Annotated in this window: 23 protein-coding genes; 12 read left to right on the top strand and 11 right to left on the bottom strand. The window is 33.2% G+C overall.

The features are described 5' to 3' along the window. Window positions 1-2,929: VCBS domain-containing protein (locus SLH33_RS07580; protein ID WP_320418479.1), on the bottom strand; the 2,929-nt coding region annotated here is incomplete at its 3' end. 367 nt (window positions 2,930-3,296) lie between these two features. Continuing rightward, complete coding sequence (locus tag SLH33_RS07575) at window positions 3,297-4,031, bottom strand: TerB family tellurite resistance protein (protein ID WP_320418478.1); 735 nt, start codon at window positions 4,029-4,031, stop codon at window positions 3,297-3,299. Between the two features lie 147 nt (window positions 4,032-4,178). Between SLH33_RS07575 and SLH33_RS07570 the strand changes: the two genes are divergently transcribed. The 5 genes from SLH33_RS07570 (at window position 4,179) to SLH33_RS07550 (ending at window position 7,810) form a co-directional block, all read left to right on the top strand. Beyond that, on the top strand, window positions 4,179-4,589 hold the full coding sequence (locus tag SLH33_RS07570; RefSeq protein ID WP_320418477.1) for a BrxA/BrxB family bacilliredoxin: 411 nt from the start codon (window positions 4,179-4,181) through the stop codon (window positions 4,587-4,589). A gap of 94 nt (window positions 4,590-4,683) precedes the next feature. After that, window positions 4,684-5,145, top strand: coding sequence for an Lrp/AsnC ligand binding domain-containing protein (locus tag SLH33_RS07565; protein ID WP_320418476.1), 462 nt, complete (start codon window positions 4,684-4,686; stop codon window positions 5,143-5,145). A 9-nt stretch (window positions 5,146-5,154) separates the two neighbouring features. Then, window positions 5,155-5,736 (top strand): HupE/UreJ family protein, encoded by a 582-nt coding sequence (locus SLH33_RS07560; protein ID WP_320418475.1) that lies wholly within the window; start codon window positions 5,155-5,157, stop codon window positions 5,734-5,736. Window positions 5,737-5,793: 57 nt separating this feature from the next. Next, window positions 5,794-6,219, top strand: coding sequence for a dCMP deaminase family protein (locus SLH33_RS07555; RefSeq protein WP_320418474.1), 426 nt, complete (start codon window positions 5,794-5,796; stop codon window positions 6,217-6,219). After that, window positions 6,209-7,810 carry a S41 family peptidase gene (locus SLH33_RS07550; RefSeq protein ID WP_320418473.1) on the top strand — a complete coding sequence of 534 codons (1,602 nt, stop codon included), beginning with the start codon at window positions 6,209-6,211 and terminating at the stop codon, window positions 7,808-7,810. Before SLH33_RS07555 ends, SLH33_RS07550 begins: the two co-directional genes overlap by 11 nt. On the opposite strand, the gene SLH33_RS07545 is transcribed toward SLH33_RS07550, so the two are convergent. Genes SLH33_RS07545 through SLH33_RS07515 form a run of 7 tightly spaced genes read right to left on the bottom strand, consistent with a single transcriptional unit; the run spans window position 7,811 to window position 13,819 of the window. Further along, on the bottom strand, window positions 7,811-8,371 hold the full coding sequence (locus SLH33_RS07545) for an MOSC domain-containing protein (protein ID WP_320418472.1): 561 nt from the start codon (window positions 8,369-8,371) through the stop codon (window positions 7,811-7,813). Between the two features lie 3 nt (window positions 8,372-8,374). Next, the gene (locus SLH33_RS07540) at window positions 8,375-9,871 is read right to left on the bottom strand and encodes a GH3 auxin-responsive promoter family protein (protein ID WP_320418471.1); all 1,497 of its coding nucleotides are present in this window, start codon (window positions 9,869-9,871) and stop codon (window positions 8,375-8,377) included. 46 nt (window positions 9,872-9,917) lie between these two features. After that, entirely contained in the window at window positions 9,918-10,781 is an 864-nt protein-coding gene (locus SLH33_RS07535) for a M23 family metallopeptidase (protein WP_320418470.1), read from the bottom strand. Window positions 10,782-10,827: 46 nt separating this feature from the next. Beyond that, on the bottom strand, window positions 10,828-11,412 hold the full coding sequence (gene nadD, locus SLH33_RS07530) for a nicotinate (nicotinamide) nucleotide adenylyltransferase (protein WP_320418469.1): 585 nt from the start codon (window positions 11,410-11,412) through the stop codon (window positions 10,828-10,830). Continuing rightward, window positions 11,413-12,021 carry a guanylate kinase gene (gmk, locus tag SLH33_RS07525; RefSeq protein WP_320418468.1) on the bottom strand — a complete coding sequence of 203 codons (609 nt, stop codon included), beginning with the start codon at window positions 12,019-12,021 and terminating at the stop codon, window positions 11,413-11,415. 1 nt (window position 12,022) lies between these two features. Next, window positions 12,023-12,889, bottom strand: a complete 867-nt coding sequence (locus SLH33_RS07520; RefSeq protein WP_320418467.1) for a YicC/YloC family endoribonuclease — start codon at window positions 12,887-12,889, stop codon at window positions 12,023-12,025. A 30-nt stretch (window positions 12,890-12,919) separates the two neighbouring features. Then, complete coding sequence (locus SLH33_RS07515) at window positions 12,920-13,819, bottom strand: DMT family transporter (RefSeq protein WP_320418466.1); 900 nt, start codon at window positions 13,817-13,819, stop codon at window positions 12,920-12,922. Window positions 13,820-13,910: 91 nt separating this feature from the next. Between SLH33_RS07515 and SLH33_RS07510 the strand changes: the two genes are divergently transcribed. Beyond that, entirely contained in the window at window positions 13,911-14,942 is a 1,032-nt protein-coding gene (locus tag SLH33_RS07510; RefSeq protein WP_320418465.1) for a glycosyltransferase family 9 protein, read from the top strand. A gap of 170 nt (window positions 14,943-15,112) precedes the next feature. Here the strand turns inward: SLH33_RS07510 and lysM are convergent, their stop codons facing one another. Continuing rightward, complete coding sequence (gene lysM / locus SLH33_RS07505; protein WP_320418464.1) at window positions 15,113-15,583, bottom strand: peptidoglycan-binding protein LysM; 471 nt, start codon at window positions 15,581-15,583, stop codon at window positions 15,113-15,115. A gap of 95 nt (window positions 15,584-15,678) precedes the next feature. Then, complete coding sequence (thiL, locus tag SLH33_RS07500; protein ID WP_320418463.1) at window positions 15,679-16,731, bottom strand: thiamine-phosphate kinase; 1,053 nt, start codon at window positions 16,729-16,731, stop codon at window positions 15,679-15,681. Window positions 16,732-16,828: 97 nt separating this feature from the next. Between thiL and SLH33_RS07495 the strand changes: the two genes are divergently transcribed. The 6 genes from SLH33_RS07495 (at window position 16,829) to sufB (ending at window position 23,117) form a co-directional block, all read left to right on the top strand. Next, window positions 16,829-18,064 carry a choice-of-anchor B family protein gene (locus tag SLH33_RS07495; RefSeq protein WP_320418462.1) on the top strand — a complete coding sequence of 412 codons (1,236 nt, stop codon included), beginning with the start codon at window positions 16,829-16,831 and terminating at the stop codon, window positions 18,062-18,064. Then, window positions 18,064-19,377, top strand: a complete 1,314-nt coding sequence (locus SLH33_RS07490; protein WP_320418461.1) for a hypothetical protein — start codon at window positions 18,064-18,066, stop codon at window positions 19,375-19,377. Before SLH33_RS07495 ends, SLH33_RS07490 begins: the two co-directional genes overlap by 1 nt. Window positions 19,378-19,379: 2 nt before the next feature. After that, complete coding sequence (locus SLH33_RS07485; RefSeq protein WP_320418460.1) at window positions 19,380-20,138, top strand: MbnP family protein; 759 nt, start codon at window positions 19,380-19,382, stop codon at window positions 20,136-20,138. Continuing rightward, window positions 20,138-21,202, top strand: a complete 1,065-nt coding sequence (locus SLH33_RS07480) for a cytochrome-c peroxidase (RefSeq protein WP_320418459.1) — start codon at window positions 20,138-20,140, stop codon at window positions 21,200-21,202. The genes SLH33_RS07485 and SLH33_RS07480 overlap by 1 nt, the downstream gene beginning before the upstream one ends. 101 nt (window positions 21,203-21,303) lie before the next feature. Further along, window positions 21,304-21,633: an iron-sulfur cluster assembly accessory protein gene (locus tag SLH33_RS07475; RefSeq protein WP_320418458.1), complete on the top strand. Its 330-nt coding sequence runs from the start codon at window positions 21,304-21,306 to the stop codon at window positions 21,631-21,633. Between the two features lie 35 nt (window positions 21,634-21,668). Then, entirely contained in the window at window positions 21,669-23,117 is a 1,449-nt protein-coding gene (sufB, locus tag SLH33_RS07470; RefSeq protein WP_320418457.1) for a Fe-S cluster assembly protein SufB, read from the top strand. Window positions 23,118-23,146: the final 29 nt, after the last annotated feature.

Below are 23,146 nucleotides of genomic sequence, written 5' to 3'. Positions count from 1 at the left end.
TCACTCCTGTAGTAGGGGAACTCGTATCGGCAATCGTTGCCGTTCCACTGACAATACTCCATATTCCTGTACCTACCGTAGGCGTATTGGCTGCCATGGTAAACCCTGGGGTGTTACATTGGGTTTGGTCGGTGCCTGCTGCCGCTGTTGTAGGCAACGCATCGTTGGTCAGTACCACATCATCCGTACTATCGGTACAGCTTCCGTTGCTGATCGTCCATCGTAAAGTCACCGTATCGCCTGCCGCTACCGTCACTCCTGTAGTAGGGGAACTCGTATCGGCAATCGTTGCCGTTCCACTGACAATACTCCATATTCCTGTACCTACCGTAGGCGTATTGGCTGCCATGGTAAACCCTGGGGTGTTACATTGGGTTTGGTCGGTGCCTGCTGCCGCTGTCGTAGGCAACGCATCGACCGTCGTGGTGATTCCCGTACTTAAAGACTCACATCCTGTGGTGGTATTTACCACGCGAACCGTTACCTCTTGGCCATTACTTAAGCCTGTAGTCGTATAGGTAGCTGTAGCTGATTCCGCTTGTACGCTTACTCCGTCTACAAAGAACTCATACACATCTCCTCCCGTACCCGTAAAGGTCACACTTTCTCCCGCACAGATCGTGTTGTCTGCGTCACTACTGCTTAATCCTGCTGTGGGTAACGCATTAACCGTAATAGTACCGGTTGCTTCACCCGAAGTACATGCTCCTGTTAAGGGAATGGTATAATTAAAAACTCCTACAGCAGATGGAGTTCCTGAAATTGTAATAGTATCAGCATTCCATGTAGCGCTAACACCAGCTGGCAATCCGTTAGCTCCTGAAACTCCGTCATTTGCTATACCTGTAGCTCCCGCTGTTGTATGTGTAATATTTGTCATAACTGTATTGACACATGCATCAGGTTCACTAGAAGGTAATGATGCCGTACAGTTAGTTCCGTTTATTGTTATAATTAAGTTCGCATTATCTGAATTAAGTCCATCAAAAATTACATAATTAAATGTTTCTGTTAATGTTTGACCCGCTTCAAGGTTGTTTACATCTGTATTTGCTATGTCTAGGGTATAACTATACGTTCCGTCTGAATTAATGGTAATTGTACCATATGTTCCTACATAAGTTAAACCTGTAGCAGGGGGTACTACATTTCCTTCTAATTCTATTACTAAAACAGAAGATTGGTCTTGCCAAAAAATATCAGATACTCCAGCTATTTGTCCTCCTGGGTCTGGATCTGTTACATTAGGCCCGTAACTATATATAAGTTTTAGCTGATCTATAGGCTCTGTAAAAAACACATTAATATTACCTGTTGCATCTTCAGGTGGTGCAACACCAGTACCATAAAAAGTAGGGTTTCCAGAATCATTAACATCTGCAGTAGTTACATAGGTAAAAGCAGATGCTGTGCCCGACAAACTTCCTTCAATTCTAATTTGATCTTGCCAAGAAGTAGCTTGGGAATAATCTATATCAACTAATAAAAATCCAAGATTATAAACCGGTTCACTAAAGGCAATTGTTAAATCTGTTGTTGCTCCCGGAATATTGGTTGCTGGATCAATATTATAAAGTAAATAACCATAATGACCTCCATTTGTAGAATAATATACAACCTGATTATCTATAGTACCAATTGAATTTATATCTTCTGTAGTAAAATTGAGTGTTACCCCATTAACCACCTTAACTTGACCTCCAACAGCTTCAAAATTAGCAAATTCATTTTCCCATGTTAAGGTTGACAACCCTCTATCTATAGCATCTGCTCCGCTCGGACCATCATCTGTAATTACATTTCCTGTAGTGCTATTATTTACATTAAATGTTACGGTATTGGTATTATCTTGTGCTACTGGTGGCTCTGTAACCCCAGTGATATCTATTTCTAGTATTCCATAATCTGAGGCTCCTACTGAATTTACTGCTGTATAAGAAAAAATATCTTGAATTATTTCTCCATCTCTAAGACCTGTTACAGTTGGGTTTGTTTCATCAACATCATATGTATAGCTTCCATTTGCTTGCATTGTAATTGTACCATATAAAGTAGAATATGTGGATCCTATAACACTTGAATATAAGTTTACATCATCAACTATTAGTGGAGAAGCTGAAGTACTATCATTAGTTAGCACATTCCCCGTAATTACACCTGTGTTACTTGCAGAAACAGAATTAACATCATCAACAATGTTTGTTGTATGCACTCTTACTGTTGTTTGTGCACTTGCTGTATCTCCATTGCCATCTTGTATAGTTATACTCATTACTCTATCACCATTAGAGTATGGATTTGCTAAATCTCCATAATATAAAAGTGATAGAAAAGTTTCAAATTCGGCATTTGAAATTATACCGCCTGAATTCTCTGTTATGGTAAAGGTTGTATTTGTGTTTTGAGTAACTCTTATTACTGAGCCTCCTATACTATAAAGAAAGGTATCAAGGGTTGGATTAAAATAAAAAAGGTTAAACCCAGAACCATTATATATGGCCAGTAACTCTTCATTGGGTGTATCAAGTATCCCTGTAAAATTAATTGTTGCAGTAACAATACCTGTGTCTGAGGTAACTGTTGCACCATCTGTTAATGGAAAAACATTTGTAGTTGTTGGTTCTAACGTATAGGTATAGTCTGTTCCTGCTCCTGACCCATTTAAATCTATTGTTGGTAAAGCAAAAGAATTAATGCTCCTTGAAAGTTTTAAATTTTCAGAATCATTTATCTTATTAAACTCATAAAATAGCTTATTAGGTTTTTCTTTGAAAGGTGTTTTGCTTTTTACAACTGTATGTAATAAAGAATCTTTTAGTGATTTAGAAAGTAAATAATTAGCGCTTGCTATGGTTGGATTTAATAAAACTATTAAAAGCAACCAAATTATAGACGCTTTAACATTTTTACGAGTATACTTTTGCTCCATAAAACAATAATTTTGCCTATTGTTATTTTAACTTTAGGTTAATATTTATTTCATAGGGAAAAGTATCCTAATCCACACTTTATATTTTCTATAAAGAATAGCAATTCTCCCCCACTATGTAAATCATTTCCTTAGCTTAAGTATCTTATTTTCACAAGTATAAATATAATTAAAAATAATTAATGTAATTACTTTTAATTTTTTATTTGTAAATAATAGACCTTAATTAATATAAAAACTAAAATTATTGAACTTGTGAAGTATATTTTTAATTAATGGTTGAATGTTACTTATTATTCTGTGAAATGCATTTATATGTCGACGAAAAGCATTTTACTTTGGTTTAAAAAGAACAAAGAGGGATGAGTTAACTCATCCCTCTTTGTTCTTTTATTTTTTCATAGGCCGATTGTATTTTCTGGAATTTCTCTTTGGCGGCTATCTTATCTTCTTTTGATGCATTTTCTAATCGGTCTGGATGATATTTTTTTGCTAACTTCCTATATGCTTTTTTTATTTCATCATCTGTAGCTTTTTCTGACACTCCTAACACTTCATATTCATAGTCTGAATTTTGTGAATAGGTTGTTGACTGACTTTGTCTTTGTTGATAATAAAGAGAACGCAAATACAAATAATCTTGCATTCTTATAGACATGTAACTTGCAATTTTTCTAATCTCCAGCTCTTCTGCTGGTGTTACTTGACCATCTGAATACGCTACTCCAAATAAAAATTTTACCAATTGTACTCTTGCACCGTAAGGCATGAACTGACCAATTCTAGCGCATGTTTCACGAGTAGAAATTCTTTCTTTCATTACTTCTCTAAACTGAGCAAATGCTCTGTTTGCCTTATCTTTACCGTAGGTATTAGCAAAATACTGCCTTACATAATCTAATTCAACTTTATTAATATATCCATCAGCTTTTATAATTACTGATGCCAAAACAAGTAAACTGGTTTCAAAATCTTCCGGACGGTCATAAGAAGATCTTCTTGAAGCTCCAGGACCTCTATTAGTGTATATAGTTGTAGATGCTGATCCGAAAAATTTAAAAAGGAAAAAGAGTAAAATCAGTATAAGAAAAATTCCGTTCATAATTTTATTTAAAAGCTTCAAAGATAATGAGATTATTACTTTATTATCTATTTACCTTTTCTTTAATGTTTTGTTTTTATTAATTTTTCATGACTTGTTTAGTGGTTGTGTTTGGTGTATCTTTGCTTTGATAAAATTTGAATTATTATGTATCCAGAAGAATTAGTAAAACCAATGCGCGACCAATTAATTAACGCTGGTTTTGACGCATTATATACTGCTGAAGATGTTGACAATGCTTTAGCAAAAGAAGGAACTACGTTAGTAATGGTAAACTCTGTTTGTGGTTGTGCCGCAGGTACAGCACGCCCAGGAGCTATTGCTTCTTTAAAAGCAAACAAAAAGCCTGCTAACTTAACAACTGTTTTTGCTGGAGTTGAAAAAGAATCAACGGCCAAAGCACGTGAGTATATGATTCCTTTTCCTCCATCATCGCCAGCTATTGCGTTGTTTAAAGACGGAAAATTAGTGCACATGTTAGAGCGTCATCATATTGAAGGTCGTTCTGCTGAAATGATTGCTGAGAATTTAGCACAAGCTTATGAAGAGTATTGTTAGTTGAGAAACAAGACTTTTAAAGATAAGATTAAAGACTAAAAATCCACTCGATTGAGTGGATTTTTTTTACTTTTATCACTTATGTAAAGAGAATATGAACAAAAAACTTAAAATAGACGGTATTGATAAAATTATCATCAAAAGATTGGTTGAAGATGCTCGAACCCCTATATTAAGCATTGCACGTGAAGTAGGTATTTCTGGTGCTGCCATTCATCAACGGTTACGAAAATTAGAAGAATCTGATTTAATTGATGGCTACAAAATGGTACTGAATCCAAAAGCTTTAGGGTATTCCACCACCGCTTTTGTAGGAGTTTTTCTAGATTCTGCCAGTTTATATTCTTCAGCAATAAAACGCTTAAAAGAAATCCCAGAAGTTGTTGAAAGCCATTACACCACGGGTAATTATGCCGTTTTTATTAAAATAATGTGTAAAAACAATGAAGACTTGATGCACTTACTTAATAAAGATATTCAAACTATAAAAGGTGTTTCAAGAACAGAAACATTTATATCTTTGGATCAACAAATAGACAGACAAATTAAAATTTAATCCCTCTCTATGAACGAATTTATTTTCTACTTTAAAATGGGCTTATTTCATGTTTTAGACATTAAAGCCTATGACCATATTTTATTTTTAATTGTATTAGCCGTAGTATATCAATTTAAACAATGGAAGAAAGTTTTATGGTTAATTACATTATTTACTATTGGACATTCCTTAACCTTAGCGCTTTCTGCCTATGGTATTTTAAACGTTAGGGCTGCTCTAGTTGAATTTTTGATTCCTCTAACTATTTTTATCACAGGATTAATGAATGTATTAACAGCCAGAAAAGCATCTGTTGGTAAAGAAAATCAAAATTTATTTTTTGCTTTGTTCTTCGGATTGATTCACGGACTTGGTTTTTCTAATTATTTTAAGATGATGATTGGAAAAAGCTCTGATAAATTAGTGCCTTTATTAGAATTTGCTGTGGGAGTAGAAGCTGCACAAATTATTATTGTTGTTGCTATTTTATTAATTGGCGCATTAGTTCAATCAATTTTTGGAGTAAATAGAAGAGATTGGATTTTAGTAGCTTCATCCATCGTAATTGGATTTGCAATACAAATGATGATTGATCGTGTTTTTTGGTAAATAATTAACGTAATTACACTTAATTTCTAACTATTTTAGCTACATAAACCTAAAAATTTGACGCAGAAAGAACTAAAATACGCTAAAACTTATTTGAAAATGGCGTTTGAATGGGGGCAATTATCTCATTGTGAGCGCAAAAAAGTTGGAGCTATTATTGTAAAAGACCGAATGATTATTTCTGATGGTTTTAACGGAACTCCAACAGGTTTTGAAAACCCTTGCGAAGATGAAGAAGGATATACCAAATGGTACGTTTTGCATGCAGAAGCTAATGCTATTTTAAAAGTAGCTAACTCAACACAATCATGTAACGGAGCCACTCTTTACTTAACATTATCTCCTTGTCAACAATGTAGTAAACTTATACATCAAGCAGGTATAAAAAGAGTAGTATATGCTAATAAATACAAAGATATTTCCGGATTAGAATTTTTAGAAAAAGCAGGTGTAGAACTTATTTATTTGCCAAATGAACAATAATAACTTACCCATATATTTAGCCATAGCCGTGGTTTTTGGAATACTATTAGGAACGTTTTTTAACGCTAGTGCTCCTATACCATTAATTCAAAGTTCTGCCAAAGAACAAAAAATAAAACGATTGATCAATTACATTCAACATGATTATGTAGACGATGTAAATACAGATGAATTGTTAGACGAAGCTATTGCCAAAATTTTAGATAAGTTAGATCCTCACTCTGTGTATATCCCAAAAGAAAACCTACAAGCAATTACAGAAAGTATGCAAGGTAATTTTGTGGGAATTGGTGTACAATTTAGAATGATAAATGATTCTATTACTATAATTCAGCCTATAAAAGGTGGTCCAAGTATTAAAAAAGGAATCAAAGCTGGAGACAGAATTTTACTAGCTGATAAAGACACATTATTTGGAAAAAAACTAAGGAGTAATCAAATTCTTAAAATTTTAAAAGGAAAACCGAACACAAACGTTAAATTACAACTATACAGAAAAAGCAATGATAGTATTTTTAATGTTACTATAACACGAGATAAAATAAATATTAAGAGTGTAGATATAGCCTATATGCTTAATGACAGTGTTGGGTATATTAAATTAGATCGCTTTGCCCGTAATACTTATGATGAATTTAAAACCTCATTAAATAAGTTGTTAAACAATGGTATGACCGATTTAGTGTTAGACTTACGTGGTAATGGTGGCGGTTATATTGATATTGCCAATAGTATAGCTGACGAGTTTTTAGAAGATGGAAAATTGATTGTTTTTACCAAAAACAATAAAGGCAGAGTTAATAAATCTTATGCTACAGATGAAGGTGATTTTGAAAAAGGCGGATTGTACGTTTTAATTGATGAAAATTCAGCCTCTGCATCAGAAATTGTAGCGGGTGCACTTCAAGATAATGACAAAGGAATTATTATCGGTCGACGTTCTTTTGGTAAAGGTTTAGTGCAAGAAGAAATGGAATTAGGTGATGGTTCTGCGGTTCGTTTAACAACTGCACGTTACTACACTCCTACAGGACGTTCTATTCAAAAACCATACAAATCATTAACTGATGAGGAAGATGCTACTGCTTATTTTGCTGAAGATTCTCAAAACGACTCTTATGATGATGATATTCACCAACGTTATCAAAGTGGAGAACTATTTAATAAAGACAGTATAAAAACTGTTGATAGCTTAAAATACACCACTCCAAAGGGCAAAACAGTTTATGGAGGTGGCGGAATCATTCCCGATGTATTTGTAGCTATTGATACTACCGATTATTTACCAGCTATCTTTTTTAAGCCGTTAAATGATTTTGCGTTTACGTATGTTGACGAAAACAGAAGAAAATTAAAAAACTATAACATCAATGGTTTTATAAAAGATTTTGATAGCGACAATTCAGTATCAAACAAATTTCTGTCTAAACTTAAAGATTTCAACCCTTCTCAAAGAACAAAAGATAAACTGCGTAAATTTTTGAAAATTTCAATTGCTCGTGAGCTTTTTGATGATGAAGGTTTATATAAAATCAATCATTTAGACGATAAAATGATTGAAAAAGTATTGGAATTAGAAAAAGAGAATTAATTAGTTTTCTCCTTTTTCTTCTCTTTTAGATTGATAAACCTCAGCAATGGTTTTGTTTTTAGGATAGCTTTTTATTTGTTCTAAAGTATCACCTGCTTTTACATAACCCGTTTGTAATACTTTAAAATAAACTCCCGGATAATCTTGTTGCCAAAATTGTTTAACAATTTTCATATTATTGAACCGAACACCTAATTTCATACAAGGTTGACGTGGTTTGGTTGCTTCTAAAACCACTTCTCCTATTTTAAATGTATCACCAACATGAATTTTGCTTTCATCTAAATCATCAATCGTTAGGTTTTCACCAAACATACCTAACTCCCATTCTAAATTCGGATACAACTCTTTCCAGTAATCGTAATGTTTTAGTGAATATCCATACACTGCTTGATCAATACCACCGTGGTATTTTCTGTCACAAATTGAATCGTCTCTTACATCTTCAATATCTAAAAATATAGGATCTTTTACCGAAAATTTGTAAATCCCGGTAGTTACCAACTTTCCTTTCCAGTTGATTTCTTTTTTATTGCCAATATTTGTTGAGATAATTTTCATTTTTTATTCTACTAAAAAGTTTTGCAAAACATCTGCAATTTTACGATTATCTGATAATTGCGGAATTTTATTTTGACCTCCAAACTTGCCAATCGATTTCATATACTCATGAAACCCTCCTTTTTTTACCTTTCGGATGATAAGCGGACGCAATACTTTACCATCAATCAAATCTTGATAATAAATATTTTGTTCTTGCATAGAAGCATCAATTTTTGATGCCATTTCTTCAAGATTTTCAGGCTCATTTTCAAATTCAATAAACCATTCGTGATAGGGTAATCCGCTTTCCGGATTTACTTGTGGAGCCACTGTAAACTCACTCACATTTACATCTGTACCCACAATAACACCATTCAAGGCTTTTTCAACTTCTTTACCAATTACATGCTCTCCAAATGCTGAAATAAAATGTTTAATTCGTCCAGTTACCTTAATTCTGTAAGGATCTAACGAGGTAAATTCAACTGTATCACCAATATTATAGCCCCAAAGTCCTGCTGTAGTATTTAATATAATTACATAATTCACTCCAAGTTTTACATCTTTCAATGAAATACGAGTTGGATTTTCATCAAAGAATTCTTCCGCAGGAATAAATTCATAAAAAATACCAGAATTTAACTGTAATAGCATTCCTTTTTCTTGCTGGGAATCTTGATATGCAATAAAACCTTCAGAAGCTGGGTATAGCTCAATATAATCGATCTTTTTACCAATTAAAGCTTCAAATTTGTTCTTGTAAGGCTCAAAATTTACGCCTCCGTAAATAAAGAAGTTGAAGTTTGGAAAGATCTCTGAAACCGTTTTGCCAGTTTTTTCAATCAACTTTTCAAAATACATTTGTACCCAAGACGGAATTCCGCTAATCACGGTCATATCTTCAGGTAATGTTTCTTCAACAATTTTATCAACTTTGGTATCCCAATCTTCAATACAATTGGTTTCCCAACTTGGGAAACGATTTTTAAGTAAATAATTAGGTACATAGTGTGCAACAATTCCACTTAAACGTCCTAATTTTATTCCGTTTTTATCATCTAACACAGGACTTCCTTGTAAAAAAATCATCTTACCATTTACAAAACTAGCATCGTTTTTTTCGGCAATGTAAAATAACAAAGCATTACGAGCTGCTTTGATATGTGTTGGCATAGATTCTTTAGTAATAGGAATATATTTTGCTCCGGATGTGGTTCCTGATGTTTTTGCAAAATAGATAGGTTTTCCTTTCCACAATACGTTTTCTTCTCCCGTAAGAATTCTATCTACATACGGTCTTAATCCTTCGTAATCATTAATAGGAACTCGTTTTTTAAAGTCTTCATAATTATTAATTGATACAAAATCATGGTCTTTACCAAAGGCTGTTTTGCAACCTTCAGAAATTAAATATTGAAAAACTTTTTCTTGAGTTTTATGTGGATTATTTGCCCATCGATATACACTTCTTCGCACCGATTTAGCAAATGGAATAGCAATTAACGATTTAATGCTCATTATCTATGTATCTTATTAAAAAAAAGAGTGTAAAAGCACTCTGTTATTATTCAAAATCTATGTAGTTAACAGGATTAACTGGATAACCGTTGTTCCAAAGTTCAAAATGTAAATGCGGACCTGTAGTCAATTCTCCTGTAGAACCTACACTTGCAATTACTTCACCAGATTTTACAAAATCTCCTTGATTTTTTAACAAATTACCATTGTGTTTGTAAACTGAAACAAACTCGCTAGAATGTTGCACCATAATAACGTAACCGGTTTCTGCTGTCCATTCTGCAAAAATTACTGTTCCGTCTGCAACAGCTTTTACCGGAGTATCTGTTTTTGCAACAATATCAATAGCATAGTGCTTTTCAACTGCATCAAATTTTTGGGTTATACTACCCGTAACTGGTGCAAAAAACACAATATTTGCTTTATCATTAGCTCCATTAGTGAACAGAAACAAATCATCATCTTCTACTTGTTCTCTAAACAAAGAATCGGTTTTAGTAGCGTTTAATTTTGATTCATCTATTCTTTTCTTCTGAGATTCTGCCTGAACGGAATCAATATCTTCTGGCTCTATTTCTCCCGTTAAAACAGGTTTAATAGCTTTAGCGTAATTTTCTAGAATAGCAAGCTTGGTTTTTAATGAATCTGATTCATATGTAAGTCTAGTTGCTTTTCTTTTTAGTTCTGTTGATGAATATCCGGGAATATACTCTCGTAAAGAAGTAAAAGCTATTAATAATGTAGTTAGTGTAATTAAGATAATAGAAAATACACCTCCTAAAACAAATACATTTAGTCGTGATAATTTTAATGAAAAGCGTTCTTGAAATGTATCTTCATTTAAAATAACTAACCTATACTTATCGGTTAGTTTTTGTTTTAGTTTACTTTTTTTGTTGTCTTTTGCCACAAATAATTGGTTTAAGTTTCAAATATACAACGAAAAAATAGCAGAACTATTTTTTATAAAAATTCATCTCATCAATATACTTCCAAACTTCTTCAGATAGTAAGGGACGTACATTTTTACTTTCTTTAATGGCATTTCTAATCATAGTTGAAGAAACCTCTACAATAGGTGCATTTACTCTATGAATTTTAGGATGATTGTTGAATTGTGTTTCTATAATTCCGTCAGAAATTCTTGGATATACATAAATATCGTAATCATCTAAAATAGCTTCATAATTCTTCCACTTATGAAAGCTTTTCAAATTATCTTCTCCCATAATTAAATTAAATTTAACATTTGGGAACTTTTCTGATATATGTGCTAAGGTATTGACAGTATAATTGGGTTGTGGTAACTTAAATTCAATATCCGATGGTTTGATTTTGTCATATTCCTCGGTTGCTTTGTACACCATTTCAAACCGATGGTGATTATCAAGCAATGAATTTTTCTTTTTAAAAGGATTATGAGGTGTTACCACCATCCAAATTTCATCTAAATCAGAATTTTCTACCATGTGATTGGCAATAATTAAATGCCCAACATGAATAGGGTTGAAAGTACCAAAATACAATCCGATGTTTTTCATTTATTCTTCCTCGAAGTTTGCTTTTGTAGGTAACTCTAAAAAATTGGCTACTAAATTTTCAGCTTCATTTAAAGCTACTTCTAAATCGTAGTTTTTAATAATTTTATCAAACTGTGGTGCTGTTGCTAACTCTACTGAAGCTTTTGCAATTCGCATGTTGATTTTGTCTTCACTTTCAGTACTACGTTTTTTTAAACGTATTTTAAGTTCATCAACGCTTGGTGGTTTTACAAATACAGCCAATGTTTCTTCCGGAAACTTCTTTTTAATTCGTAATCCGCCAGCAACATCAATATCAAAAATTACGTGTTTTCCTTTTGCCCAAATACGCTCAACTTCTGTTTTAAGCGTACCATAAAAATTATCTCGGTACACTTCTTCCCACTCTAAAAACTCATCATTTTTAATTTTTTGAATAAATTCTTTTGCTGAGATAAAATAATAGTCAATTCCGTCTTTTTCCTCTCCTCTCGGTTCACGAGAAGTGGCAGAAATTGAAAACTCTAAATTAAAACGTTCTTGTTTTAATAAATGACGTACAATAGTAGTTTTACCAGAGCCCGAAGGTGCTGAAAACACAAATAATTTACCTTTAAAATCTTTCGTCATTTTACAATACGTTTAATATTTGTTCTTTAATTTTTTCTAGTTCATCTTTCATTTGGATAACCAATTTCTGCATCGGCGCAAAATTTGCTTTTGATCCAGTAGTATTGATCTCTCTACCGATTTCCTGAACTATAAATCCTAACTTCTTACCATTAGAGTCGTTGGACTCTAACGCTTGCAAAAAGTAGTCCAAATGATTAGCTAAACGCACTTTTTCTTCATTAATATCTAACTTTTCTAAATAATAGATAAGTTCTTGTTCAAAACGATTTTCATCTGTTTCAACTTTCAAGTCATCAATAGCCTTACGCAAACGAACTTTTACATTAGCAATCCGTTCACCATCCATTGCTTTGACCTCTTCTAAACACGCTTTAATGTTAGTAATTCGTTGTTTAAAATCTTCTTCTAAAGCTGCTGCTTCATCGGTTCTATATTGATTGATTTCTTTTAAAGCTATATCAATATGAGTATCTATTTGCTTCCATTCATCTTCATCAAGCTCTTCACGTTCCGTTTTTAAGGCATCTGGCATTCTAACTGCCATTTTCATTAGCTCAACATCATCCGACTTTCCAGTTTGCACAATGTTTCTCATTTGTTGAATATACTCTGTTACTACTCCTTTATTAATAGTAGTTGTAGTTTCATCAGCAGTCATTTCAACATAAATTGAAAAATCTATTTTTCCTCTTACCAAAGACGAAGCTATTTTCTTTCTAACATCTAACTCCTTTTCTTTATAATAAGACGGAATACGTGTATTAAGATCCAGATTTTTACTGTTTAATGATTTTATTTCTATCGTTACCTTCTTAGTTGGTAATTGTAATACGGATTTACCGTACCCTGTCATTGATTGAATCATGCCTTGGATTTGTTGATGGACAAAGATACATTATTTACTTGTACCTACCGGTACCTGTTTAGACACCAAATACACCCCCAAGAATATGAGAAGTGTAGCTATTAACTTTATAGCATTTAAACTATCACTACCAACAATCAATGCATATATGGTAGCTATAACTGGTTGTAAATAAATAAAAACGCTCACCGTAGTAGGTTTAAGTTTTGAAAGTGCAAACAGGTTAAATAAATAAGTGATACAAGTAGTAAACAATACTACAAATCCTGCTTTAACATAAATAGTTGTTGGCATTTGAATCCATTGAACTTCAGAAAGCTCTTGATAACCAAAGGGAAGTACAAATAACAACCCAAACAAATACAACCATTTTACAAACATAATAGGGTTATATTTAGCTATGAGCCTTTTTACTATTACCAAATACATTGCATACGAAGCAGCATTGATAAACACCAAAAAATTACCCAACATCATATTTTTTGCATTGGTTAAAGATTTGTTTCCGTATAGAATCAGTACTAAGGCACCAATTAAACCTACCAATACACCTATAACCTTTCGTTGGGTAAGTTTTTCTTTGATAATGATACTTGAAAAAATCAGCACTAAAATGGGGGTAGTTACCATAATTACCGCTCCGTTAATTGGAGAGGTATAACTTAACCCTTTAAAGAAAGTGAGCATATTTAATCCAACTCCAAAAAAAGCTGCGAGCGCAATTCTTTTATAATCAGTTTTTTCTATGGATTTTGCTTTCACAAATAATCCAATACTCCAAAAAACTAACGTAGCTCCAAATACCCGTAATAAAATGAATCCGAAAGGTTTGATATATTGAGGCATTACCTCTTTGGCAACTGTAAACGTTATACCATAAATTATGGTAGCTATTGATGTTGCGGTTAATGCTAGTAATCTTTGATTCATCCCACAAAAAAGTCTTTTAAAAAAAGGCTAAGGTCGTATAAATTTTCCTTCTTTTAACAAAAAGATTACTTTTACAACAAATAAAAAATTGGTGATAAAAAACAAACATATTATTGTTATCAGACTTTCTGCTATGGGTGATGTAGCGATGACAGTTCCTGTAATTAGAGCATTTGTAGAGCAACATCCTGATGTAAAAATAACTTTTGTTTCAAAAGGTTTTTTAAAACCATTGTTTGAAGACATTAAAAACGTCTCTTTTTTTTCTGCAGAAACAGATAAAAAACATAAAGGTTTTTTGGGTTTATATCGATTATTTTCTGAACTGAAACAACTCAACCCAACTCATATTGCTGATTTACACAATGTATTACGCTCAAAAATAGTTAGAACTTTTTTTAGGCTTTCAGGTTATCCTGTCGCATTTATTGATAAAGGAAGAGCTGAAAAAAAAGCATTAACGAGAACCAAAAACAAAGTATTTAAGCAATTAAAAACTTCACACCAACGATACGCTGATGTATTTGAAAAATTAGGTTTTCCCATAGCGCTTTCAAATCCAATGCCTATTAAAAAACCTCAACTAAATAATATCATTACTTCTCTTACTGGAGAAAAAACATCAAAATGGATTGGTATTGCTCCTTTTGCTGCTTTTGCATCAAAAGTGTATCCGTTGGATTTAATGGAAAAGGTAATAAAAGAACTTTCTGAAAAAAACTACAAAGTACTTTTATTTGGAGGCAAATCTGATGCTACATTACTTGAACCTTTAGCAGAAAAGTACCAAAATGTAATATCGGTAGCAGGAAAACTAGGTGGATTAAAAAATGAAATTGATTTAATTTCTAACCTTGATTTAATGCTGTCTATGGATAGTGGTAATGCTCATTTTGCCGCTATGCAACAGGTAAAAACAATTACACTTTGGGGAGGAACACATCCGTATGCTGGGTTTGCACCTTTTAATCAACCTAATGATTATTGCATTTTACCCGATTTAGAGAAATATCCAAACTTACCTTGTTCTGTTTATGGTAATAAAATTTGTGATGGCTACGAAGATGTTATGCGAAGTATTACTCCTAAAAAAGTGGTTGATAAAATAACTTCTATTTTATAGATAACTGATTTTACTTTGGAAATTGAATATCTAAGCTGTGTTTATCGCAAGCTAATTATTTGAGCACGTTTATACTTAAAATAGTAAATAATTATAACTTACTCGAATGCTAAAAACAAAAAAAGCAGCATTTTACAATGCTGCTTTTCCTTTGGTTGATTAACTTTTGATTAGTCCACTAAAGGTGGTATTCTTAATACTTGCCCTGGATAAATTTTATCTGGGTGCGATAACATTGGTTTGTTTGCTTCAAAAATTACTGGATACTTCATTGGATCTCCGTAATATGATTTTGCAATTTTACTTAAAGAATCACCTTTTTCAACAGTATGGAACTGAGCCATTTCTGCCTCATTTACTTCCTCTACTTCTGCAACTGTCATATTATCTTCTACCGATGCAATTCCATCAGTATTACCAACAACTAAAACCACTTTTTCTTTAGTTGCTAAATCTGCTGCTTCGCCAAATACAGTCGCTTTATCATCATCAACAGTAACTTCTAAATCGTTTACTTCTAATTCTAAAGCTCTAACAGCATTCTCTAATTTTGCAGCTTTTTCAGCAGCTTCTTCTTCTGTAGTTTTTCCGATACCGAACACTTTTGCTCCGGCATTTTTAATGAATGAAAATAATCCCATTTCTTTTTTAATTTTTTTTGATTAATAATTTGTTTTTCGGATTACCAAGATACAAATTTTAGACCATTTTTTAACATTTTAATTTTTTTTTGATCTTACTCTTCACCAGAAAATGAGTTCCAGCCTTGTGCTTTTAACTTAATTTCTTGATTTGCACGCGTTACCAAGTGTAAACCTTCTTTTTCTTCGGTTATATGACCTATGACTGTTAAATTAGGATTTCCTTTAATTTTATCAAAATCATTGATAGAAACTGTGAAAAGTAATTCATAATCTTCTCCTCCGCTTAAAGCAACCATTGTAGAATCAATATTAAATTCCTCGCAAGTAGAAATTACCTTTGGGTCTAACGGAAATTTATCTTCATACACCTTACAGCCAACTTTGCTTTGGGTACAGATGTGAAATAGTTCAGAGGATAATCCGTCAGAAATATCAATCATAGAGGTTGGCTTTACTTCTAAATCCTTTAACAATTCAGGTATATCTTTTCTTGCTTCAGGCTTTAACTGTCTCTCAATGATGTACGTATAGTTCTCTAAATCTGGTTGACTTTGTGGGTTTACTTGAAAAACCTGTTTTTCTCGTTCTAAAACTTGCAGCCCTAAATAAGCACCACCTAAATCTCCAGTAACTACAATTAAATCGGTTGGTTGAGCTCCATTTCTATAAACAATATCTTCTTTTTTAGCTGTACCTATTGCTGTAATAGAAATTAACATTCCTTTGGTAGATGAAGTAGTATCTCCTCCTGCCAAATCAATTTTATAAGTATCACATGCTAATTGAATTCCAGCGTATAACTCTTCTAATGCTTCTAATGGAAAACGATTAGAAACCGCCAATGAAACCGTAATCTGTTGAGCTTCGGCATTCATTGCATACACATCTGATAAGTTAACCATTACTGCTTTGTACCCTAAATGTTTTAAAGGCATGTAACTTAAATCAAAATGTACTCCTTCTACCAACAAGTCAGTAGTAACAACAACTTCGTTATTTTCTGGTGAAATAACAGCGCAGTCATCTCCCACTCCTTTAACCGTAGATGAATGATATATTTTAAAATGTTTAGTTAAGTGATTAATTAAACCAAACTCTCCTAGTTCAGCTAATGAAGTTCTATCTTGATTTTTATCTTCTAACATACTGCAAAGATAATTGTTATATAATATTTTAACGGATTAATTGTTTTAGTAATTAAATAATATTATAAATTTGAGTCTTATACTTAAAAACACCCCTATGAAAAGATTGTTATTTTATTTAATAAGCATTCCCTTTTTAGTTTCATGTTCCTCATCGACACCTGAACCAGACTCTCCTGAACCAACTACTAATTCAAGAGTTTTATGTGAAAATGGATTTGCGGACGAATATCCATGTAATAATTATGATTTAATGGGGCACATTCCTGTATCAACTTTAGCTAATTCAATGGGAACACCAGAAGGAAGTGATGTTTGGGGATGGACAGACCCAACAAACAATAAAGAATATGCTTTAGTTGCTACTACAAATAGCACAGCTTTTGTAGATGTTTCTAACCCTACAAATCCTATTTTTTTAGGCAGATTAGATACTAATGCTGGCACAAACTACTGGCGTGATGTAAAAGTTTTTAACAACTTTGCCTTTATTGTTGCTGATGGAGTTGGTGAACATGGTATGCAAGTATTTGATTTAACTCGTCTAAGAAATGTTAATAACCCTCCAGTAAATTTTACTGCTGATGCTGTTTATTCTGGTGTTGAAAGTTGCCATAATGTAGTAATTAATGAAGACAAAGGAGTTGCTTATTTAGTAGGTTGTAGAAGCACTAATGGCGGCGGGCCTATTTTTGTAGATATTACAAATCCAACAAATCCAACCTATTTAGGTCAACATACAGATGATGGATATTCTCATGATGCCCAAGTAATAACTTATAACGGATCGGATTCTGAACATGTTGGCAAAGAAATTTATATTGGAAGTAACGAAAATGAAATTTTAGTGTTAGATGTTACAGACAAATCAAACCCTGTAAAATTATCTTCATTAAACTATCCACAAGTGGCGTATGCTCATCAAGGTTGGTTTACCGAAGATCACAGGTATTTTATTCTTGGTGATGAATTAGATGAACAAAATTTCGGAATGAATACTCGTACTCTAATTTTTGATTTGCAAGATTTAGAAAACCCTGTATTATCATCTACCTATTTAGGGCCAACAGCAGCTATCGATCATAACGGATATGTTGCACAAAACAACTTCTATATAGCTAATTATACTGCAGGGATGCGTGTACTTGATATTTCTAATATTGGAGCATCTTCCAATTCTATGACCGAAATAGGGTATTTTGACACATACCCGAGTAATAATGGGACAAGTTTTAATGGTGCATGGAGTGTCTATCCTTATTTCCCTAGTGGAAATATAATTATTAATGACATTAACGGTGGTTTATTTATTGTCCGTAAGTCTGGCACTTAATGAAGAAATATTTAATAATATTATTTCTAAGTTTAATTGTTAGTTGCTCAAAAGAGCAAATTTCAATTCCGAATAGACAACCAACTGTTAGTAATATTAAAACGTTTGGTGGTACAGGAAATGAAGTCGCTAATTCAGTGATTGCAACTTCAGATGGTGGATACGTTATTTTAGGGTTCACATTAAGTAATGATGGTGATATTATCAACAAAACAGATGAAAGTGCAGATTTTCTTGTTCTAAAATATTCTTCTAATGATGAGCTACTATGGAGTAAAACCTATGGAGGAAGTGATGATGATAGAGGGCAAGATATTATTCAAACTCAAGATGGTGGTTATGCTGTTTTAGGCTATAGTAGAAGTAATGATATCGATGTTTCAGAAAACTTTGGCAATCAAGATTATTGGTTAGCAAAATTAGATGTTAACGGAAATCTTCAATGGCAAAAATCATTTGGTTATTCAGGAAGAGACATAGGAACTTGTTTAATTCAAACCGATGACAATGGTTATTTAATTACGGGTGAACTTGATGTTACTGCATCTAGTGGCGAGGGTAATTCTAGAACTGCAAGTAGACATGCCGGGGGTGATTATTGGGCTATCAAACTTAATAGCAATGGAAGTAAAGAATGGAGCAGATACTATGGAGGTACGTTTACTGATACTCCGCAAGGAATAGCAAAAACAGATGATGGTGGATTTATTATTGTAGGAACTTCCGATAGTAGCGATACAGATATTACTAACAACAAGGGAACTTACGATTTTTGGGTAATCAAAATTTCTGGTGATGGAAATTTAGTTTGGGAAAAGAATTTTGGAGGTTCAGAAATAGACGAAGCCAGAGCAATTACTGCGACAAGTGATGGCAATTTTTTAATTGTTGGTGATACCAGAAGTACAGATAAAGACGTTACTCTAAATAATGGCGGTGCGGATTTATGGCTCATTAAAATTTCTACCGAAGGAAATCTTATCTGGGAAAAAACTTTTGGTGGTAGTAGTTTTGATGTAGCACGTTCTATCAACCCAACATTTGATGGCGGTTATATCATTTCAGGAAGTTCTAGAAGTTTAGACAACGGTTTTTCAAATCAAGGGCAAAATGACGCTTGGTTACTTAAAATTTCTTCAGAAGGAAGTCAAGAATGGCAAAAATTTGTAGGTGGTAGTGAAATTGATTTTTTTTACGACGCTGTGCAACTTCAAAGTGGAAATTATATCGCTATTGGAGAAAGCTCTAGTAATAATATAGATATTCCAGAAAACAAAGGCTTTTCTGACATTTTAATCGTAAAAGTAAAATAATAATGAAAAAATTAGTAATATTCTTTTTAGGTTTATCAACCTTATTTTCATGTAGTTCTGATAATGATGAACAACCTAAAACCACATCTGTAACTATTAATTTTACTCATAGTTGGGAAGACACACCCGTTACAAGTGCCGATTTTAATGATATAAAATTCACTAATGAACATGGAGAAGAATTGAGCATTGAAAGACTTCGCTACATAATTTCAAATATTCACCTAACTAGTACAAGCGGACCAAGTTTCAAAATCAATGACTATTTATTGGTAGATTTAGGAGAAGAACAAAACCTAACTTTTACCACAGAAACTACCATCCCAAACGGAACATACAATCTTGCTTTTACTTTTGGGTTTACTGATGAAGATAATCAGGACGGAATTTATCTTGATTTGAACTCTACAAGCTTTAATGTTCCAATGATGATGGGTGGTGGATATCACTACATGCAGTTTGATGGAAAATTTATAGATGTTAATGATGCTGAAGTTGGTTTTAACTACCACGCAATTCGTGCTGTTGATAATTCAGATCCTGATAATTTAATTTTAAAAGACACCTCATTTGGTGTAACATTGAGTGAAGTTGTAGTAGTAAACAATACAGCCACAATGACTGTTAACATGAATATTGCTGAATGGTTTAAAAACCCTAACGAATGGGATTTAAATCAGTTAAACCAAATGTTGATGCCAAATTATGAAGCGCAACTTTTAATGAGCGAAAACGGTAAAACAGTTTTTAGTCTGCAATAATGAAAAAATGGGTGCATATTCTTGTCATTTCTGTATTGGTTTCTTGCTCTTCGGATGGAAATCAAGAGGAAGAATATGTGCCTGTTCCAACATCTTTAAATATTCCTCAGTTGTTTCAGGAAAAACTAATTCAACCTGTAATTCCTACTAACAATCCGTTAACCGAAGAAGGAATCGCTCTAGGAAAAAAGCTCTTTTTTGACACAATTTTATCAAAAGACAATTCCCAATCATGCGCTACTTGCCATGATCCTCAAAAATCATTTACCGACAATTTACAATTTAGCCTTGGAGTTGATGAATTAGAAGGCACACGAAATGCGATGCCATTATTCAACTTAGCATGGAATTTCGATGAGCGTTTTAATTGGGGAGGTGATGCTTTTGGTATAGAAGCCCAAGCATTTGAGCCTGTAACAAATCCTGTAGAAATGGATAGTAAATGGACAGATGTTGAGCAAAAATTACAAAATCACCCTGAATATCCAACGCTATTCAAACAAGTTTTTGGAATTTCAACTATTGATTCTACATTGGTGGTAAAAGCCATTGCTCAATTTGAACGTACTTTAATTTCTGGCAATTCAAAATTTGATAAATATCTTAATGGTGAAGCCTCTTTGACTCCTGAAGAGTTAAATGGTTTTACTGTTTTTATGGATGAAAACAGAGGAGATTGTTTCCATTGTCACGGAAGTGAAAATAATCCACTATGGACAGATAATCAATTTCATAATAACGGATTAGACGAAACTTTTACCGATTTAGGTTTGGGTGCCGTAACTGGTGACCCTAATGATAACGGTAAATTCAAATCTCCTTCGCTAAGAAATTTAGCCTTTACCGCTCCGTACATGCATGATGGTCGTTTTCAAACTTTAGACGAGGTAATTAATCATTATTCCGAAGGACTAAAAAACTCTCCAACCATTGATCCGTTGATGAAAAAAATTGACCAAGGCGGCGTGCAATTAACCACCCAAGACAAGGCGGATTTAAAAGCTTTTTTGCTTACACTTTCCGACAACGACTTTATTACAAGTACTGATTTCAATCAACAATAAATTTTATCAATTGTTACATTAAAATTATCATTTAAACTATCTATGGTGAAATGATAGTTATGTCGTATATTTGCACTCCAATTTAGATTTAATCTATTTTTATGATAAAGGTTTCAGATACAGCAAAAAAGAAAGTTATTGAGTTAATGACTGACGATGGTTTTGATGCCACAACCGACTTTGTACGCGTTGGCGTTAAGAGTGGTGGGTGTTCTGGATTATCGTATGATTTGAATTTTGACAAAAATCAAGAAGAAAACGATAAGGTTTTTGAAGATAATAACATTAAAATTATTGTCGACAAAAAGAGCTTTTTGTACTTGGTAGGAACCACTTTAGAGTATTCTGGAGGTTTAAATGGTAAAGGATTTGTGTTTAACAACCCAAATGCTAACCGTACATGTGGTTGTGGAGAAAGTTTTTCTCTGTAACTACTGATTTTATTGATAATTGATTACTGAAAAGAATGAGTAAGTATACTGAAGACGATTTAAGAGAAGAGTTAAAAACCAAAGAATACGAGTACGGTTTTTATACAGATATAGAAAGTGAAAAGTTTCCGAAAGGTTTAAACGAAGATATTGTACGTGCTATTTCTAAAAAGAAAAATGAGCCAGAATGGATGACCGAATGGCGTTTAGAAGCTTTTAGAATTTGGCAACAAATGGAAGAACCTGAGTGGGCAAACGTGAAATACGAAAAGCCTAACTTTCAAGATATTTCTTACTACTCTGCTCCAAAAAAGAAACCAAAACTAAACAGTTTAGATGAGGTTGACCCAGAAATGTTGGCAACTTTCGAAAAACTAGGTATTTCTTTAGAAGAGCAAAAACGTTTAGCTAATGTGGCTGTTGATATTGTGATGGATTCTGTTTCTGTAGCAACAACATTTAAGGAAACTTTAGCTGAAAAAGGAATTATTTTCATGCCAATTTCAGAAGCAATTCAAGAGCATCCTGAATTGGTAAAAAAATACATTGGTTCGGTAGTACCGTCAACCGATAATTTTTATGCAGCATTAAATTCAGCTGTGTTTTCTGATGGTTCTTTCTGTTATATCCCAAAAGGAGTTCGTTGTCCTATGGAATTATCAACCTATTTCCGAATTAACGAAGGAGGAACAGGTCAGTTTGAAAGAACATTGGTAATTGCTGATGAGGCAAGTTATGTTTCGTATTTAGAAGGATGTACTGCTCCACAACGTGATGAAAACCAATTACACGCAGCGGTTGTTGAATTAATCGCTTTGGATGATGCAGAAATTAAATATTCAACAGTACAAAACTGGTTCCCTGGCGATGCCAAAGGAAAAGGTGGAGTTTTCAACTTTGTAACCAAACGTGGTTTATGTGAAACCAATGCCAAAATTTCTTGGACGCAGGTTGAAACAGGATCTGCAGTAACTTGGAAATATCCAAGTTGTGTACTAAAAGGAAACAATTCAGTTGGTGAATTCTACTCTATTGCGGTAACTAACAATTATCAGCAAGCAGATACAGGTACTAAAATGATTCACTTAGGTAAAAACACCAAGTCTACAATTATTTCTAAAGGAATTTCAGCAGGAAAATCACAAAATAGTTACCGTGGATTGGTACAAATTGGCCCAAGAGCAGAAAATGCACGTAACTTTTCACAATGTGATAGCTTGCTAATGGGTAACGAATGTGGCGCACACACTTTCCCATACATTGAAGCGAAGAATAAATCGGCTCAAATTGAGCACGAAGCAACTACTAGTAAAATTGGAGAAGACCAGTTATTCTACTGTAATCAAAGAGGAATTGATACTGAAAAAGCTATCGCTTTAATTGTAAATGGTTTCAGTAAAGAAGTATTGAATAAATTACCAATGGAGTTTGCAGTAGAAGCTCAAAAATTATTAGAAATTTCGTTAGAAGGATCAGTTGGATAAAAAAATTAGAAAAAACGCTTAACGCATAT

It is taken from the genome of Tenacibaculum sp. IB213877 (assembly GCF_034043975.1).
In the GTDB taxonomy this organism is placed as follows: domain Bacteria; phylum Bacteroidota; class Bacteroidia; order Flavobacteriales; family Flavobacteriaceae; genus Polaribacter.
The sequence above is the reverse complement of the archived record's forward strand: the minus strand, read 5'-3'. Positions and strand labels throughout refer to the sequence as shown.